Raw genomic sequence first — 17531 nt, 5'->3', positions numbered from 1 at the left:
CTGGCGCGATGTTCACCCGTGTCATTCTCCTTGTGCTTTTGCTGACTGGCTTTTCCGGTCTCACCCTGGCGCAGGAGCCGGGTGCCATTCCTGAACCCAACGAGGTGCTGGAACAACAGCCGGCGCCGCCCATGCCTGAAGCAGTTCTCGTGGCGCCGGCAGCGCCGCCCGCAGCCGATGCGCGATTTGGCGGCGACGATGGCGTGTTCCGTTTTGTCGTCGTGGGTGATGGCCTCGCGACGGGCCTCGGAGCGGGGCTTGAACGCCTCACCGATCTCGATCCGCGATTCGAAGTGGTCAACCGTGCCAATGAAGCCTCCGGCGTGGCGCGGCCCGAGGTTTATGACTGGGCTGCGGCCATTCCGAAAATCCTCAAGTCCAGTCCGTTTGATGCGGTTGTCGTGATGATGGGCATCAATGACTACCGGCCGATCAAGGTGGGCGAGTTGCGCTTCGAGCCTGGCACACCGGAATGGAGCAACGCCTACAAGGCCAACATGGACGCCATCCTCGCCAGTATCACGGGGAATGGTGCGCGCGTGTACTGGGTGACATTGCCGCCCATGCAAAGCGAGGAATTCGAGACGCAGATGAAGATGGTCTCCAGCCTGCAGCGCGAACGCATCGTGACGGGCGGCCATGCCTTGCTCGACGTGCGGCCAGCACTGGTGACGCCCGAGGGAGCCTTCATGCTCGGTGATCTCGATGCCAACGGCAAGGCGCGGCGCCTGCGCGCCAAGGACGGCATCAAGTTTTCACGGCAGGGCAATGACTATCTTGCGGCGCTTGTGATGGGGGCATTGCGCCGGGCCGAACGGGTGCCCGAATTGCAGTCAGCCAAGGATGAACCGTCGCCGCTCGATGTCCAGGTTGCCGTCGCGGTGCCACAAACGACGTCGCCACTGTTCGGGCAACAGGGCGTGGATGGCGCCGACGTGAGCTATGAGGCAGACGCGCTGGCCAAGGAAGTGCCGCAGAAGATCACGCCGGACCTTTCCAACGCGGGCAAGCTCGGCCTCAAGATCGCGCGCAATTCCCTGGCTCAGCGGTTCTACCGCACGGGCGAGGCATTGGGCGTGCCGTATGGCCGGTTTGACGATTTCAGCGTAAGTGGTGCGGCGCCCTGAGGGACCTGCGCGCGTTACGGCACCTTGCCTCCCAACTCGTCGTCAACATGCGCCTGGATGATCTCGTCGAAAGACGTCTCGGCTGAAAACCCGAGCTTGCGGGCGCGCGCGGCATCGAAGTTCTGCGGCCAGCCCGAGACGATGCGGCGAATGGTTTCGTCAGGTTCGCGGCGGATAAGGCGGGTCGCCCTGGGTCCGGCGATGCGTTCCAGCGCTGCAATCTGCTCGGCCACGGTGCAACTCAATCCCGGCAACGTGAGGGCACGGCGGTTGCCCAGGGCGGCGCCTCCCATTTCAGCGGCCTGAACCAGGAAACCCACGGCGGCGCGCGGGCTTGCATGCCAGTGGCGCACGCTCTCATCCACCGGCAGCACGGCCTCGATGCCATTCAGTGGTTCGCGGATGATGTTTGAGAAGAAACCCGACGCCGCCTTGTTGGGCCTGCCGGGGCGCACACAGACCGTGGGCATGCGCAGCGCCATGCCATCCACAAAGCCCTTGCGGGAGTAGTCCGAGATCAGGAGTTCGCAGATGGCCTTCTGCGTGCCGTAGGAGGTGAGTGGAGCAGTGAGGAATTCATCGCCGATGGCATCGGGGAAGGGCGATCCGAATACGGCAATGGACGAAGTGAAAATCAGGCGCGGAACGGTTGCCGGCGCGGCAAGGCGAATTGCTTCCAGCAGATGGCGCGTGCCATCGAGGTTCACGCGATAGCCTTTCTCGAAATCCGCCTCCGCTTCGCCCGAGACGATGGCTGCGAGGTGAAAGATGAGATCGGGCTTCCACGCCACAAGGGTTTGCGCCTGTCCCTCTTCCGAGAGATCGCCGAGATGCGTTTCGATGGCGAATGGTGCCGCGGGTGGCGGCGGTGCGAGCACGACATCGTGGCGCATGATGGCCGAGATGGCCTTGCCGCCGATTTTTCCGTCTCGGGCCAGCCGGTGCACCAGCTTGTGTCCCAGCATCCCCGCCGCACCGATGATCGCAATCCGCATGTCTCAATCTCCCTGTGCCACCATCAAACAGCAGCATCCGGCGCAGGGCAAGGTCAGCGACGCAGATCGTCCGTGCAGGGAAGGAGTTACACGAATCAATGACTTGCGTTAGTTGGGTTGCAGGATCCCGGCATTTTGCAGCGGGGCAACCCGGAGACGGGGCTGCAGGCCGGGAGGGGCAAGACGGGAAGGGCATATGCAACAGGCTTCAGGCGACGATCGTCCGATCGACCTCATCGGGACGGCCTTGATGCGTGCAACCGGTGTGCTTGCGGCGCTGACGGCGTGCCAGGATGCCGACCGCGGCAAGTTCGTGCTGAGCGACCCGTTCATCATGCAGGCGGTCTCAGCAGTTGAAGGATTCATTCACGAGGCACGCAATGCCTACCTCGTACTCTGCGCTGAAGCGGACATGGCGGGAGAAGTGCCTCCCGAAGCACGCGCCGAACGGATGGCCCCGTCGGTGGGAGTGGCAGAAGGGGATGCCCTCTTTGAAAGCGCCGAAACGGCCATGCCGGAGGGGAATGGACAGGCGTCTTCGATGTTACCCGGCTTTTATGAACTTCGCCGCCGTGCAGATTTTGCCGACCGTCAAGTTGAGCACGAGAATTACGAACCAGAAGAATTCGCTGTGTCCTACGATGGGCTTCTGCGCAAGCTGACGGCGGCCGAGGTGTTTGCGGCCGAACGCAGCATGACGGATGAGGAGGCCAACAGCCCCCTGCTGCCGTTGCTCAAGAGCCTGCGCCATGATCTGGAGCGCCTGCGTGCGGTAGCTTGACGGCGCGAAGATGTACGGCCCCGGAACCCTCAAGGGCGCCAGGGCCGGTTTCAGTGGCGACTACTCGTCCTTGCTCGAATACTTTTCGTAGTCACACCGGTGCTCCATGTACTGAGGAACGTGCGGGTCGAACTGGTTGCCGGCGTCGGCGACGGGGCAGGTGTCCTGCGAGCCGTTCTGCCAGTTCTGGACGGCATGGTTGCAGCCGGGCTCCAGGGCGAAGGACGCTGACGAGGACAGGGCGATAAACGAGGCGGCGAACAAGACGCGCTTCATGGTGTGTCTCCATACTCACAAGTTTGGTTGTGCCCCCAAACCATCGCGAGCAACCTGCATGCCATCCGGAGGCCTCTGGCGAGGCGCGGGTGGGCGTGCGGGAGGTATTCAAGTCACGGCCGCAGGATCGCCCCCTGTCGAAACCGTAATCCCTTCATAATGCGAGCAATCCATCATGCCGTGGCCTGTCGCAACGCATGTGAGTATGGTTACTTTTCTGTTAACGAGCAACAGAAATTTGTTGACATGACGGATTTGTTATCGCCCGGAGATCGATTCGCACCGAGAGCGACCTGGGCACCTTGTCTCTTCTTGGAACAATTGCAGGCGCTCACCCGCCAACCCGGGTGAAACTGGCACGATACTGGAAGCAGGCGGCAACTCATTTCTGGGAACCGAGGGTGAGGCCGCGCACCAGATGACGCTGGAAGATGAGGATGAAGATGAATCCTGGAATGATGGCTGACATGGATGCAGCCGCGAGCTCTCCCATGTCACCCCATGGCAGGAAACTCAGCGTGACGGGCAGGGTTCGAAAGGACACCGTGAGGAAGAGCGCCATCGTGAATTCGATGATGGAGAAGATGAAACACAATACGGCGGTAGCTGCCATGCCTCCCCGAATGACGGGTGCGACAACCAACGTTAGAACCTGAAATTCGCTCGCTCCGTCAATCCTGGCGGCATCGAAAACCTCCCGCGGCACATCATCCAGGAACGAGGTGAGCATGAGAATTGCGAGCGGCAAATTCATCGTCGCGTGCATGAGGATCACACTCGCGTGGGTGTCGAACAGGCCCACGTCCCGGAATATGAGGGAGGCTGGAACGATGATGGCGACGGGCGGGAGAAAGCGGAGGAGCAGGACTGCGGTTGTGTAGCTGCGCCTCCGGCCGGTGACGATGCGGGTCAGGCCAAAAGCCGCCAGCAGCCCTAGGCTGACAGCAAGCGCCGTTGAGCCCAGCGCAATGATCATGGAATGGACGAAGGCTGCGCGCGCACTGAATGCTTCAGGTCCATCCTGAAAGTAAGCGCTCTTGTAGTTGTCGAGGCTTGGCGAAAAATTGAAGAGCGGCAGCTGGTCCTTGTTGAAGATTGCGGAATAGGGTTGGATGGATGTGAATGCCCACCAGATGACGGGAAACATGAAAATGCCGACAACGGCGACTGCGGACACATCGCGGAGATGAAACCTGATTCGTAAACCAGTTGTCACAATCGGCTCCTGTCCCGTGCCGCGGACTGTCTCCTTCAGCTTGCGCTTCTGGAACCCGTAATGAAACTGGATTTTTGAAGGCGGCGCTGATCACGCAGCCTGGGCTCAGCAGGGCAAAGAGAGCGCCATGACTGGCGTATTGTTTCGGCGTGGCGGAGGGGGAGGGATTCGAACCCCCGGGAGGCTTTCACCCCCAACGGTTTTCAAGACCGCCGCGATCGACCACTCTGCCACCCCTCCGCGCCGATGCCTCCGCGATATGGCGGAGGCCGTGAGCGGGGTCAAGCACCTGCCGTCATTCGGCGTAGCTGGCGTCCTGGCGGTCGAGGATGCGTTTCATCTCGCTGAAGTGGGAAAGGAACTGCTCGCGGTCGGCTTCCCATTCGAGGGCTGTTTTTTCCGCCACCGCATCCGACATCACATGCAGGGGCTGGCCAGACTGGTAGGCCAGCATCAAGTTGCGGCAGGCGCGTTCCAGATAATAGGTGAGGTCGAAGGCTTCCGCGACCGTTGAGGCGCAGATGAGGACGCCGTGGTTGCCCATCATCATGATGGAGCGGTTGCCGAGGAGGGTGGCGAGGCGCTCTCCTTCCGCATCGGTATTGGCCATGCCGCCGTAACCCATGTCCACAGCCACGCGGTTGAAGAAGCGCGCCGTGTTCTGGTCGATGGGCTTGATTTCCGGATTGGCCAGCGAGGCCAGCGCCGTCGCATAAGGTGGATGGAGATGGATGATGCAGCGGGCGTGGGGCAGAAGCGCATGGAGGCGCCCATGGAGGCTCCACGCCGTCAGATCAGGTGCATCGGGGCGGTCCATGGTTGACTTGTCCTCGGCGTTGAGGAGAAGCAGGTCGGAGGCGCGGATGCGGGAAAAGTGCATCCAGCGCGGGTTCATCAGGAACTGCTTGCCATCAGGCGAGACGGCGAGGCTGAAATGATTGGCGACGGCTTCATGCCAGTCGAAGTGGGCGGAGAGGCGGAAGGCGGCCGCGAGGTCCACGCGCAGTTGCTTCTCGGCGGTGTTTGTGGTGGGTTTGCGCGTGAAGGCAGTGACATCAGCCATGGCGTTCTCCTCGGAAAAGCCGGAGGCTAACGGAGCTTCCCTTCTTTGGCAAACGTTTCACCGGGTGGTTCTGAGGACGAAGCAGATGGCTTTCAGGCAAACAGCGTTGCGGGGTCTGGCGGCCGCCGCTTTCTCTCTTCTTCTGACGGCGGGTTCAGCCTCCGCTGATTCGGTGCCACAGGGCACGTGGCGCATGTCCAACGGCAAGGTGACGGTGCGCGTTTCATCGTGTGGCGGGCAAAAGCTCTGCGCCACCATCGTCGGGCTGGCGCGGCCGACAGGCAAGGATGGCAAGCCGAAGGTCGATCACGAGAATCCGAATCCCGCGCTGCGCCATCGCCGCGTCATCGGCCTGCAAGTGGTGAGCGGAATGGCACCATCGGGACCCAATGTGTGGCGTGGATACATCTATAACGCGGATGATGGCGGCACGTACCGCTCTGAGATGCGGCTGTCGGGAAATTCGATGGTTTTGAATGGCTGCTGGGGGCCTTTCTGCAAAAAGAACCGTTTCATTCGCATCAAGTGATGCTATAGTGTCGCACACGGCGGGGCATTGAATCATTGGTGAGAAATCATGTCGTTTGGCCCGTTCGCCCGCGTTGCAACTTATGCTGTCGTGATGGTGTTGGGAGTGACCCTTGCGCTTGCGCAGGAGGTCATGCCGCTTGGCGGTTTGTCCTTTGCAAAGAAGATGAAACTCGCCAAGGCGGGTGACGACACCGCGCAGTTGGCGGTGGCCATGCACTATGAACAGGGCATCGAGGCCAAGAAGGACGCGCAGCAGGCAGCACGGTGGTATCGCGAGGCCACGCTGAAAGGCAACATCGAGGCGCAGTATCGCCTGGCGCGGCTCATCAGCCGGGGCGCCAAGGGCCTGACGCCGGACAAGATCGCAGCAGCGACGCTGTTGCAGGCCGGGGCCGAGAAGGGCCATGCGCCCTCCCAGAATGAATTCGGTCTCCGCCTGCAGAACGGCGATGGCATTGATGCCGATGCCGAGAAGGCAGCGCAGTGGTTCCAGAAGGCCTCCGACCAGGATTTCGCGCCGGCCAAAGTCAATCTCGGGCTGCTGTATGTGCGCGGGCAGGGTGTCACTCGCGACTACGCAACGGCGCTGAAACTGTTCACCCAGGCTGCGGACAAGGGCGATGCCTGGGCGCTGAACAATCTGGGTAGCCTCTATGAAATGGGCTGGGGCACCACGAAGGACGTGGTGAAGGCGCGGGAATTCTACCGGGCTGCCATCGCCAAGGGAAACCAGATGGCGCAGGCCAACCTGTCGCGGCTCGATGGACTGCAGGCGTCGGCCACGCAGGCAGGCGCCGGCGTTCCGGCACAGACCCAGGGCAACTGAGTCCGCAGGCGCGCGGCGCGGGACAGCGCCTCGTCAGCATCTTATTAACCATGTTTCTCAACCGGGAATTCAGCCTGTTGGCGGCACAGTGCGTGGCGTGGCTGGGGAGCCACACGCATTATGCCTCCAAGGGACGGGAGGCCGGTTGGGAGTTTCGCCATGCGGCGTCTTGGGTGGTATCTCGTTGTCTTGGGCATGGTGGCCCTTGGTCTTGTTGGCTGTGCGTCCGACCGCGGCAAGACGAAGCTCGATCCCTTCGCGGGGAAGGGCAGCGCCTATTACAAGGGCAAGGGGCCGTTGCCGGAAGGTGGCGGTCGCTATTTCGTGGGCAAGCCCTATCAGGTGGCGGGCCGCTGGTTCACGCCGAAGGAACAGCCGGGTTACGACAAGGAAGGCATTGCATCGTGGTATGGCGAGGCCTTCCACGCGCGGCGCACCTCCAACGGCGAATATTTCGACATGGCAGATCTTACGGCGGCCCATCCCACCTTGCCGCTGCCGAGCTATGCCAAGGTGACCAATCTCGACAATGGCCGCGCCATCGTCGTGCGCATCAATGACCGTGGTCCGTTCGTCGGAACCCGCATCATCGACCTCTCCAAGCGCAGTGCCGACGCACTGGGCTACCGCAACAAGGGCAAGACGCACGTGCGGGTGCAATGGATTGCCAATGCGCCGCTCAACGACAAGGGCTACCGCCATCTCGCCATGATGAACAGCGAGATGCAGGACGGCGCTGGCATCCGCCAGCTTGCCGCCGCCTCGCAAGGCAAGCCGCGCAATACCGCCGTTGCCGCCGCGGAACCACCGCAGCGCGAAGAACAGCCGGAGACGACCACGATTGCCTATACGCCGCCGCCAGCACCGCCAGTCCAGACTGCTGCCGCCGACAGCGACTATGTGACGGCGGGCTTCGTCGTCCACGTCGCGACGTTCGGCAATCGCGACAACGCGGATGCGGCCTATGAGGAACTTTCGCAATCGATGGACCTGCAGATGTTCCAGTTCGAGAGCGACAATGGTCCGTTGTACCGGTTGCAGACGCGGCCGGTTCCCGACGAATCGGGCGCCGCCCAGCTTCTCTACAAGTTGCAGGATGCGGGCTTCACCGGCGCCAAGATCCGCCGCGTGCGGGTGCAGCAGGTCGCCGCGCGCATTGCCGGTTGAGGCGAAAAAAGCCTCGCGCCGAATTGCATTTCCACCGCAGCGGACCTACAACACAGGGCCGATCAATGCCCTGGTGCGAAGTAGCTTTTGATGCGATTTTCCCTGCGTTTCCTTGCCAATCTGCTGGCCTGTCTCGTGCTGTGGCTTGCAGCGGCCGCCGTTTCCGGCAGTGCCCAGACCCTGGGTGATGAGCCCTATGTCTCTGCGGCCCGCAATGCCATCCTGATGGATGCCAAGTCCGGGCAGGTCTACTACGAGAAGGACCCGGACACCGCCATTCCGCCCGCCAGCATGAGCAAGCTGATGACGCAGGCGATCGTGTTCGACCTGCTGAAATCCGGCGACCTGAAGCCGGACCAGATGTTCACCGTCAGCACCAATGCCTGGAAGAAGGGCGGGGCCTCGGCCAAGGGCTCCACCATGTATGCGAAGGCGAAGTCCGAGATCAGCATCATCAACCTGTTGCGCGGCTCGATCATCCATTCCGGCAACGATGCCTGCATCACGCTGGCGGAAGGCATCGACGGCAAGGAACAGACCTTCGTCAACCGCATGAATGCAAAGGCCGACGAGATCGGCCTCAAGCACAGCACCTTCCGCAACTCCACGGGCCTGCCGGACCCGAACCACAAGATGAGTGTGCGCGACATCGCCATGCTGGCCCGCTACATCATCATCAATCATCCCGACTATTTCCCGATCTATGGCGAGAAGTCATTCACCTGGAATGAAATCACGCAGCCCAACCGCAATCCGCTTCTGGTGGATTATCCGGGTGCGGATGGCATGAAGACGGGGTTCACCAAGGAAGCAGGCTACGGCCTCGTGGGCACGGTGCAGCGCGATGGCCGCCGCCTCATCATGGTGATTGCGGGGCTACCCTCGATCGACGAGCGCAAGTCGGAAGCGGAAAAGATGTTCGACTGGGGCCTCTCCAAGTTCCGCGCCATCGAAGTGTATTCCGATGGCGACCGGGTGGGGCAGGCTCGCGTCTGGGGCGGCAAGGCGGATTGGGTCGATCTCGTCACCAAGGGATCGTTCAGCGTTGCGCTCACCAAGGAGGAACGCAAGACCGCCGAAGTGAAGCTCAGCTACAAGGGGCCGTTGCTGGCGCCGGTGCGCGCGGGCGACCAGGTCGGCACGGTGAAGGTCTTCATCGAGGGGCGCGCCATTGCCGAACTGCCTGTGATGACGTCCGAGTCCGTCGAAGCGGTGGACTCGATGTGGCAGAAGGCGCTGGACAGCGCCATGATCATGGCGTTCGGCGGTTGACGCCGGGGTTCTTCATCACGCTGGAAGGCGGGGAGGGCGGCGGCAAGTCCACCCAGGGCAAGCGGCTGGCTGCGCATTTGCAGGAGCGGGGCGCCGAGGTGTTGCTGACGCGCGAGCCCGGGGGAACGCCCCAGGGCGAGGCGCTGCGGGCGCTGCTTGTTTCGGGCGATACCGGGACATGGTCTCCGGCCTCGGAGGCGATGCTGATGTCGGCGGCGCGGGAAGTGCATGTCCGCACGGTGATCGGCCCGGCCCTGGCGCGCGGGGCGACCGTCGTCTGCGACCGCTTCATGGATTCAACGCGTGTCTACCAGGGTCATGCGGGCGGCGTGCCGCATGATGTGATTTCGGCTCTGGAGCAGGCCGCCGTCGGCACCTGCGTGCCGCACCTGACCCTGATCTTTGATCTTCCGGCGGCGGTCGGGCTGGAGCGGGCGCGGACGCGCGGCACCGGTACCGAGGACCGTTTCGAGCGCAAGGGCCTCGCCTTTCACGACAGGCTGCGCGACGGCTTCCGGGCCATCGCCGAGAGCGAGCCATGGCGCTGTGTGCTCATCGACGCGGCACCCGGACCCGATGAGGTCTTCGCGCAGGTGCTGCAGGCCGTGGACCGTCATCGCCATGGCTGAAGACAATGAAGACCCGCGTGAAGTCTCCTGGCACCCGCGTTTTGCCACGGAAGTCGTAGGCCACGTAAGCGAAGCGGCGCGTTTCCGCGAGGCTGTTGCCAGTGGCCGTCCACACCATGCCTGGCTGATCACCGGCCCGCGCGGAATCGGCAAGGCCACGCTCGCCTACAAACTGGCGGGGGAGGTGCTGGCGCTTGCCAACGCGGTCCAGACTCCCCGGTGGATCGCCGCACGCTCGCACCCGGACCTGTTTGTGCTGGAACGCGGTCTCAATGATTCCAAGCCCCGGCGACTGCGGCAGGAGATCGTGGTGGATGATGCGCGGCGCATGTCGGAATTCTTTGCCCGCACCTCAGGGGGCGGCGGCTGGCGGATTGCCATTGTCGACAGCGCTGACGAACTGAACACCGAGGCGGCCAACGCGCTTCTCAAACTGGTTGAGGAACCGCCTGACAAGGCATTGATATTGCTCCTGTCTCATCGGCCCGGGCGGCTGCTGCGGACGCTCAAGTCGCGCTGCCGGCGCCTGCCGGTTTCGCCGCTGGCGGAAGCCGATGTGCTGACCGTACTGAACCAGTTGCCGGTGCCTGTGCAGGGCGAGCCGCCGGCGCTTGCGGCTGCTGCGCGGCTCTCCGGCGGTTCGCCAGGGCGGGCGCTTGAACTGCGCGACAGTCTGGGAGCCAAGGCATTCGACGCCTTCCTGCGGGCCAAGTCCCTGACAGCGGGCGTCAAGATGGCGGTGGCCGGGCACTTCGCCCAGCGTCAGGCGGCGGTGCAGGACTTTGAGACCTTTGCCGATCTGGTGCTGGATTGGCTGGCCCGGGAGGCAGTGTCGGCGCCAGAGGCACCGCGCAGCGCCGCCCTGGCACGGGCCCACCAGGAGATCGCCGCCAGTCGCGGGGTGGTCGCGGGCTACAACCTCGACCGGCGCACTGCGGCACTGAACGCGCTGACCGCCATCGAAGATGCCTTGAAGGCAACCTGATTCCGGGGCAAGAGCCCCGTACCATGAGCGAGAAATACCTGATTTCCACGGCCATTCCCTATGCGAATGGCGCCCCCCACATCGGCCATGCCTACGAACGCATCGCCACCGATGTCATGGCGCGGTTCAAGCGCCTGGACGGCGCGGACGTGCTGTTCATCACCGGCATGGATGAGCACGGCCAGAAGATGCAGCAGACGGCGGCACGGGAAGGCCTGACGCCACAGGGTCTGGCGGACCGGACTGCCACCCAGTTCGAAGCCATGGGCGAATTGCTGAATGCCCGCGCCGACGACATCGTGCGCACCACCTCGCAGCGCCACAAGGATGCGGTCACCGAAATCTGGAAACGCATGGAAGCGGCGGGCGACATCTATCTGTCGAAATACGCTGGATGGTATTCGGTGCGCGACGAGGCTTACTACGGCGAGGACGAAATCGAAGAGCGCGAGGGCCGTCGCTTTTCGCTGAAGACCAACACGCTTGTGGAATGGGTGGAGGAGGAGAGCTACTTCTTCAAGCTCTCGGCCTATGCCAAGCCGCTGCTCGATCACTACAAGAACAACCCGGACTTCATCGTTCCCGAACAGTATCGCAACGAGATTATCTCGTTCGTGGAGCGCGGCCTCAACGACCTGTCCATGAGCCGCACGACATTCGACTGGGGTATTCCCGTTCCGGGCAATCCCAAGCATGTGATGTATGTGTGGGTGGACGCGCTCACCAATTACATCACCGCCACGGGCTTTCCCGATGCCGCCGCGGCAAAGGCCGCATTCTGGCCCGCATCGGCTCACGTGATCGGCAAGGATATCACGCGCTTCCATGCGATCTACTGGCCTGCCTTCCTCATGTCGGCGAAACTGCCGGTGCCGAAGCAGATCGTCGTGCATGGCTTTCTGTTCAACAGGGGCGAGAAGATGTCGAAGTCCACCGGCAACGTGGTGTCTCCCGCCGACCTGGTGAGCGCCTATGGCGTCGATCCGGTGCGCTACTTCTTCATGCGCGAAGTGCCCTATGGCTCCGATGGCTCCTACAGCCATGAGGCCATCGTGGGCCGCATGAACGCCGATCTCGCCAATGACCTTGGCAATCTCGCCCAGCGCTCGCTCTCGATGATCGGGAAGAACTGTGGCGCGCAGGTTCCGGTGTGTGGTGCGTTGAGCGAAGCCGATACGGTGATGCTCGATGCTGCAAAGGCACTGCTTGGCGAATGCCGCGCCCAGCACAAGGCTTACGCGATTTCCAAATCCATGGATGCGGTCTGGAAGGTGGTGGCCGATGCCAACCGCTACTTCGCAGGGCAGGAGCCATGGGCGTTGAAGAAGACGGATCCGGCGCGCATGGAGACGGTCTTGTACGTCACGGCCGAAGTGTTGCGCCGCGTGGGCTTGCTGATCCAGCCTTACGTGCCTGCATCGTCGGCCAAATTGCTGGACCTTCTGGCTGTGCCGGCAACGGCCCGGCGCTTTGCCGATTTCGATTCCGCACTGGTCTCCGGTACGGCCTTGCCCGCGCCTTCGCCGGTGTTCCCGCGCTTTGTCGATCCCGAGGCAGAAGCAGCGAAATCATGATGCGGGTTGTCGATAGCCACTGCCACCTGGATTTCCCCGGCATGCAGGAGAACCTCCCCGCCGTATTGGCTCGGGCCGAGGCGGCGGGTGTGGGCCTGATGCTGTCGATCAGTTCGCGCGTTGCGAAGTTTCCCAACCTGCTACGGATCGCGGAGGAGAACGCCAACGTGTTCTGCACGGTCGGCACGCATCCGCACAATGCCCACGAAGAACTGGACGTGCCGCTGGCCGAATATGTGCGGCTGGCGCAGCACCCGAAAGTGGTCGGCATCGGCGAGGCAGGGCTGGATTATCACTACGACCTGTCGCCCCGCGAGGCGCAGATGAGCGGCTTCCGCACCCAGATCGCGGCGGCACGTGAGACCGGCCTGCCACTCGTCATCCATACCCGCGAGGCTGAGGACGATACCGCCCGGGTGCTGGAAGAGGAGATGGCGAAGGGCACCTTCAAGGCCGTGCTGCACTGCTTCACGTCGCAGGATTGGCTGGCGAAGAAGGGCGTGGAGTTGGGGCTCATGGTGTCGTTCAGCGGCATCCTCACCTACAAGTCGGCGGAGAACCTGCGGCAGACGGCCATGGGCCTGCCAGAGGATCGCATTCTCGTCGAAACCGATGCACCTTATCTCGCGCCAGTGCCGCACCGTGGCAAGGACAACGAACCCGCTTTCGTGGTGAACACGCTGAACCATCTCGCCACGGCGCGGGGTGCTGATGCGGGCCACATGGCGCGCGTGACCAGCGACAACTTCTTCCGGCACTTCAGCAAGGTGCCGAAGCCGGAGGCCTATAGGTGAGCCTCCGCATCACGATCCTCGGATGCGGTTCCTCGGGCGGCGTGCCGCGCGTGGGCGGCGACTGGGGTCTGTGTGATCCGGCCAACGCGAAGAACCGCCGCCGCCGCTGCTCGATCATGTTGGAACAGACAGACACGAGCGGCACCACGCGGGTGCTCATCGATACATCGCCCGATCTTCGTGAGCAGATGCTGTCAGCCCATGTCTCCGAGATCGATGGTGTCTGGTACACTCACGAACATGCTGACCACACGCATGGCATTGACGAGTTGCGTGGTTTTTTCCTGCGCATGAGGCGCAAGGTGCCGATCTGGGCCGACGCACCCACGTCCTCGATGCTCATGTCGCGCTTTGCCTATTGCTTCGCCGCGCCGGAGGGCAGCGACTACCCGCCCGTGCTGCGCCATCATGCCATCGTGGCGGGAACGCCGTTTGCCACGGAGGGAGCAGGGGGCGCGCTTGCCGCACTGCCCTTCAACATGCAGCACGGCAACATCAACGCGCTTGGCTTCCGCATGGGCAACGTTGCCTATTCGCCAGACGTCAACGATCTGGACGACAGCGCCGTGGCTGCGCTGCAGGGCCTCGACCTGTGGATCGTCGACGCCCTGAAACGGACGCCGCACCCCAGTCATTTTTCCCTGCCGCAAACGCTGGCGTGGATTGACCGCCTGAAACCGCGGCGGGCCATCCTCACCAACATGCATATTGATATGGACTACGCGACCCTGTGCGCGGAATTGCCGTCCCATGTTATACCGGCCCATGACGGGCTGGTGATCGAAGCCTGAACGCCCGTCCCTTGGAGGATTTCATGAAGAGCCGCCGCCTTGCCAGCTTTATGCTGGCACTTTCGCTTACGCCGCTTGCCGCTGCCGCCCCGGCCCTGGCGCAAGCCGCCTGCACGCCGGAAAAGCTGAATGCCGCCATGGATGGTTTCGCCAAGGCTCCGTTCGGGGCCGCAAGCTGGCGGAAGCTCAACGGTCTTGGCGCACCTGACGTGGCCGCCGACAGCCCGTTCTACAGCGGATACGCCGCGACCGAAGCGTGGAAGAAGCGTGCGGCCGAACTGGCGCCCGACATGCCGGACCTGCAGAACGTTCCCTATGAGTGCCGCATGTCCTATCCGCTGGAAGTGCTGGAGGCGCGGATTGCAAAGCTGGGGCCTACAGACCCCTACATCAAGCAATGGCTGAAATCGCAGGCGCGGGTGATGAAGGCTTGCGACGGCACAGACACAGGCCAGGTGGCATTGCCTGATCCGCTCGAGGTGAAGCCTGAATTGGCCCAGATGCAACAGGATGACCGTGCCTACCAGGAGGCTTCCGTTGCTTTCTATGGTGCGGACAAGACGAAGGCCGTGCAGATGTTCAAGGCGATCGGCGCCAGTGCTTCGCCGCACAAGGCCGCGGCGCGCTACAACGTGGCAAACCTGCTGGCCAACGCCAAGAACCTCACCGAAGCCCGGGCCGAGGCAGCAGCCATTCTGGCTGATCCCTCGCTTGCCTCGGTGCATGTCATCACCAAGGACCTGCAAGGCTACATCGCCAACCTGGAGGACACGCCAGCGGGATGGAGCACGCTGATCGACAACACGGTGGCGACCTTGAGCCAGCCTGCATCCGCCATCTCGGCGGATCCCAAGGCGCAGGGAGAATATTCCTCGGCCCTCTACGACATCGACTTTGTCGGGGTGCGCGACAAGCAGGACGACTGGTGGGTGAACGGCACGTTGCCGGCCAACGCCACCGTGTCGAAGGCGCTGATGGACGCCAGCCGCAAGCACCCGATGGTGCTGTGGATGATGACAGGCCATTCTGTCGCCAAGATGCAGGACCGTGCGCCGTGGACCTTGATCGGCCCGAAGTGGAATGCCTGGAGCACCTCCTATGTGGATCGGGCCATGGGCCTGCAACCGGCTGCGGCGGGTATCACCGGTTCGGCCCGCGACATGATCGACGCCCTGAAGGCCGGCCCGGATGATGCGACCCGGGCGGCGCTATGGGCCAAGGCCAAGGATGCGGCCACCAAGGCGCAGTCGTCCTGTGGCGATGCGCCGGACACGGCGGCGGTAATCGAGCTTGCCCGCGAGGCCACGCGCCTTTCGGTCCTCGCAGGCAAATATGATGAGGCCTATGCGGGGCTGAAGGGCCTGCCCACGGGCTACACCAGCGGAATGATCGACATCATTCTGCCGCGCCTGATGAATGCAATACTGGCGAGCGGCAACGCGGAGGAGGGACGGCGCCTGCGCGATGCCCTCATCACGCCCACACTGCTGGAGGCGATCGGCAAACGCGAACAATATGAGCGCGAAGGCACCTCCGCCATCTACAGCAACTTCATGGGCTGGGTTGCCGAGGACCAGGCGAAGTTTGCTGAAGCGCTGACGCTCAGCAACGCCAAGCTGGGCAATCCGGTGCTCAACCTGCTTGCCGCCAAGACGCTGCGGGAACTTGCCGGCAACGCTGCATTTGCTCCGGAACAGAAAGCGCTGCTGCTGCGCGCGGCGTGGACGCGGGATTATGCCCGCGGCCGCATGCCCAAGGCTGCGGATACGGACGCCATGCTCACCGCCAATCCGGAGCTGAAATCAGCGTTCGAAGCGGTAAAGTCGGCTTATCCCAAACTGCGCGCCGAACGGCAGTGGCTGTTAACCATCCTGCGCAACCCGCGTTTTGGCATTCTGCTGAATTCGGCCGACTGGACAGATGCCATCGAGGCCAAGCGCGATTCCTTCGCGGCGGTGGACTCATATGACCACAATGACAAGAACTGGTGGTGTCCGCTGGAGACCGACCGGCAGCTTGGCGCCTTGCGCAAGCGCTTCGACGATGACTCCGGCGTCACCGCCGCAGCAGACTACAATGCCGACGAACTGAAGCCCGTCCTTGAAGACGGTGCCGTGGCGCAGGCCCAGGCCGCGCGCGACGGACTGCTGAAGGCGCATCCCATGGTCAAGGCCGTGGACTGGTCCGAGGTGTCACGGCTGGCCAAGGCGCCATCAGCGCCGCGGTTGCTGACGCAGGCGGCGATCCGCTGGGGCAAGGCCAGCAAGGGCAATGACGGCGCGCCGGAAGCGCTGGCGCTCGCCAACCAGGTCGTGCGCTATGGCTGCAACTGGCATGGCGGCCACAAGGCGTATTCCAAGCCGGCGCAGGAACTGCTGCAGGCGAAGTTCAAGGATACGTCGTGGGCCAAGCAGACGCCGTACTGGTTCGACTGCATGGACAATGTATGGGATGCGAACTTCAACAAGGTGCCGAACTGCAAGCCGCGGCCCTGGGCGAAGCAGGCGCCGTTGCGTTGATCTTCAACGGCAGAGCATTGCCGTAAACCATTGCCGGGGGCGGATAAAACTGCCTCCGGAAGGCTTTCTAGACCACATCTGAATATTCCATAATATATATTATGCGAATGAACGCATCCACCGATATGAGACGCCCATGACCGCTGCCAAGGCCGGTTCCCAATCCCCCCAACATACCGCTGCACCCTCTGATGTGGCGGCGATGGACCCGCGTGACATTGCGACGTTGCGCGCCCTCATGCAGGCGCTGCGTACGCCGGTGACGGGATGCCCGTGGGATCTGGAACAGGACTTCGCGTCGATTGCACCTTACACCATCGAGGAAGCCTATGAGGTGGCTGACGCTATTGAGCGCGGGTCCCGGGCGGAGCTTTGCGACGAGTTGGGCGATCTCCTGCTCCAGCCCATCTACCATGCGCAGATGGCTGCCGAGGAAGGCAGCTTCACCTTCGATGATGTGATCGAGGGCGTGGTGCGCAAGATGATCCGCCGGCACCCCCATGTGTTCGGCGATGCCGAGGCGCGTGCGGCGGGCGTGGCCAAGGGGTTCTGGGAGGCCAACAAAGCCAAGGAACGGGCCGCCACCGGCAAGGACAAGGAGCGGCTTCTCTCGACCGTGGCGCTGGCGCTGCCTGCCCTGTCGCGGGCGCTGAAGCTGCAGGCCAAGGCGGCCAAGGTGGGCTTCGACTGGCCGGCGGTGGATTTCGTCTACGACAAGATCAACGAGGAAGTGGCCGAGTTGCGCGAGGCCCCGCCCGAGAAACGCGGTGAGGAACTGGGCGACCTGTTGTTCGTCGTCGCCAATCTGGCGCGGCATTATGGGGTTGATCCGGAAGCGGCCCTGCGCGGCGCCAACGCCAAATTCGAGCGCCGCTTTGCCCACATCGAGGACGCGCTGAAGGCGCGGGGCAAGACGCCTGTCCAATCCGATCTCGCGGAAATGGATGCGCTGTGGGATGAGGCGAAGGCAAAGGGCCTGTAACAG

17 protein-coding genes and 1 tRNA gene are annotated in these 17531 nt (G+C 63.0%); 13 read left to right on the top strand and 5 right to left on the bottom strand.

What is annotated here, in order from left to right:
- Nucleotides 1-8: 8 nt before the first annotated feature.
- On the top strand, nucleotides 9-1127 hold the full coding sequence (locus IPM06_15115; GenBank protein ID MBK8771752.1) for a DUF459 domain-containing protein: 1119 nt from the start codon (nucleotides 9-11) through the stop codon (nucleotides 1125-1127).
- Between the two features lie 14 nt (nucleotides 1128-1141).
- On the opposite strand, the gene IPM06_15110 is transcribed toward IPM06_15115, so the two are convergent.
- Nucleotides 1142-2122, bottom strand: a complete 981-nt coding sequence (locus IPM06_15110; protein ID MBK8771751.1) for an SDR family oxidoreductase — start codon at nucleotides 2120-2122, stop codon at nucleotides 1142-1144.
- 196 nt (nucleotides 2123-2318) lie between these two features.
- On the opposite strand from IPM06_15110, the gene IPM06_15105 reads away from it, so the two are divergent.
- A complete protein-coding gene (locus tag IPM06_15105) occupies nucleotides 2319-2903 on the top strand; it encodes a hypothetical protein (protein ID MBK8771750.1) in 585 nt (194 codons plus the stop codon).
- A gap of 60 nt (nucleotides 2904-2963) precedes the next feature.
- Here IPM06_15105 and IPM06_15100 read toward each other — a convergent pair whose 3' ends face one another.
- From IPM06_15100 to IPM06_15085, 4 genes are all read right to left on the bottom strand, one after another.
- Nucleotides 2964-3179 (bottom strand): hypothetical protein, encoded by a 216-nt coding sequence (locus IPM06_15100; protein ID MBK8771749.1) that lies wholly within the window; start codon nucleotides 3177-3179, stop codon nucleotides 2964-2966.
- A gap of 382 nt (nucleotides 3180-3561) precedes the next feature.
- Nucleotides 3562-4326: a carbohydrate ABC transporter permease gene (locus tag IPM06_15095; GenBank protein MBK8771748.1), complete on the bottom strand. Its 765-nt coding sequence runs from the start codon at nucleotides 4324-4326 to the stop codon at nucleotides 3562-3564.
- 219 nt (nucleotides 4327-4545) lie between these two features.
- Nucleotides 4546-4635 (bottom strand) — tRNA-Ser (locus IPM06_15090).
- A gap of 55 nt (nucleotides 4636-4690) precedes the next feature.
- On the bottom strand, nucleotides 4691-5458 hold the full coding sequence (locus IPM06_15085; GenBank protein MBK8771747.1) for a class II aldolase/adducin family protein: 768 nt from the start codon (nucleotides 5456-5458) through the stop codon (nucleotides 4691-4693).
- 85 nt (nucleotides 5459-5543) lie between these two features.
- Here IPM06_15085 and IPM06_15080 point away from each other — a divergent pair, with 85 nt between their 5' ends.
- From IPM06_15080 to mazG, 11 genes are all read left to right on the top strand, one after another.
- Entirely contained in the window at nucleotides 5544-5987 is a 444-nt protein-coding gene (locus tag IPM06_15080) for a DUF2147 domain-containing protein (GenBank protein ID MBK8771746.1), read from the top strand.
- Between the two features lie 48 nt (nucleotides 5988-6035).
- Entirely contained in the window at nucleotides 6036-6815 is a 780-nt protein-coding gene (locus IPM06_15075; GenBank protein ID MBK8771745.1) for a sel1 repeat family protein, read from the top strand.
- A 120-nt stretch (nucleotides 6816-6935) separates the two neighbouring features.
- Nucleotides 6936-7982, top strand: a complete 1047-nt coding sequence (locus IPM06_15070; protein ID MBK8771744.1) for a septal ring lytic transglycosylase RlpA family protein — start codon at nucleotides 6936-6938, stop codon at nucleotides 7980-7982.
- A gap of 90 nt (nucleotides 7983-8072) precedes the next feature.
- Nucleotides 8073-9254 (top strand): D-alanyl-D-alanine carboxypeptidase, encoded by a 1182-nt coding sequence (locus tag IPM06_15065; GenBank protein MBK8771743.1) that lies wholly within the window; start codon nucleotides 8073-8075, stop codon nucleotides 9252-9254.
- Nucleotides 9251-9883, top strand: a complete 633-nt coding sequence (locus IPM06_15060; protein MBK8771742.1) for a dTMP kinase — start codon at nucleotides 9251-9253, stop codon at nucleotides 9881-9883. Before IPM06_15065 ends, IPM06_15060 begins: the two co-directional genes overlap by 4 nt.
- Nucleotides 9876-10868: a DNA polymerase III subunit delta' gene (locus IPM06_15055; protein MBK8771741.1), complete on the top strand. Its 993-nt coding sequence runs from the start codon at nucleotides 9876-9878 to the stop codon at nucleotides 10866-10868. The genes IPM06_15060 and IPM06_15055 overlap by 8 nt, the downstream gene beginning before the upstream one ends.
- Nucleotides 10869-10891: 23 nt before the next feature.
- Nucleotides 10892-12442, top strand: coding sequence for a methionine--tRNA ligase (locus IPM06_15050; protein ID MBK8771740.1), 1551 nt, complete (start codon nucleotides 10892-10894; stop codon nucleotides 12440-12442).
- Nucleotides 12442-13236, top strand: a complete 795-nt coding sequence (locus IPM06_15045) for a TatD family hydrolase (GenBank protein ID MBK8771739.1) — start codon at nucleotides 12442-12444, stop codon at nucleotides 13234-13236. The genes IPM06_15050 and IPM06_15045 overlap by 1 nt, the downstream gene beginning before the upstream one ends.
- On the top strand, nucleotides 13233-14027 hold the full coding sequence (locus IPM06_15040) for an MBL fold metallo-hydrolase (protein MBK8771738.1): 795 nt from the start codon (nucleotides 13233-13235) through the stop codon (nucleotides 14025-14027). The genes IPM06_15045 and IPM06_15040 overlap by 4 nt, the downstream gene beginning before the upstream one ends.
- Before the next feature lie 23 nt (nucleotides 14028-14050).
- Nucleotides 14051-16546, top strand: a complete 2496-nt coding sequence (locus IPM06_15035) for a hypothetical protein (protein MBK8771737.1) — start codon at nucleotides 14051-14053, stop codon at nucleotides 16544-16546.
- A gap of 202 nt (nucleotides 16547-16748) precedes the next feature.
- The gene (gene mazG, locus IPM06_15030; protein MBK8771736.1) at nucleotides 16749-17528 is read left to right on the top strand and encodes a nucleoside triphosphate pyrophosphohydrolase; all 780 of its coding nucleotides are present in this window, start codon (nucleotides 16749-16751) and stop codon (nucleotides 17526-17528) included.
- The last annotated feature ends 3 nt before the right edge of the window (nucleotides 17529-17531 follow it).

The sequence above is a fragment of the Hyphomicrobiales bacterium genome (assembly GCA_016710435.1).
Taxonomy (GTDB): domain Bacteria; phylum Pseudomonadota; class Alphaproteobacteria; order Rhizobiales; family Aestuariivirgaceae; genus Aestuariivirga.
Note: the sequence above shows the minus strand (reverse complement) of the source record. Positions and strands in the feature narration are given on the sequence as shown.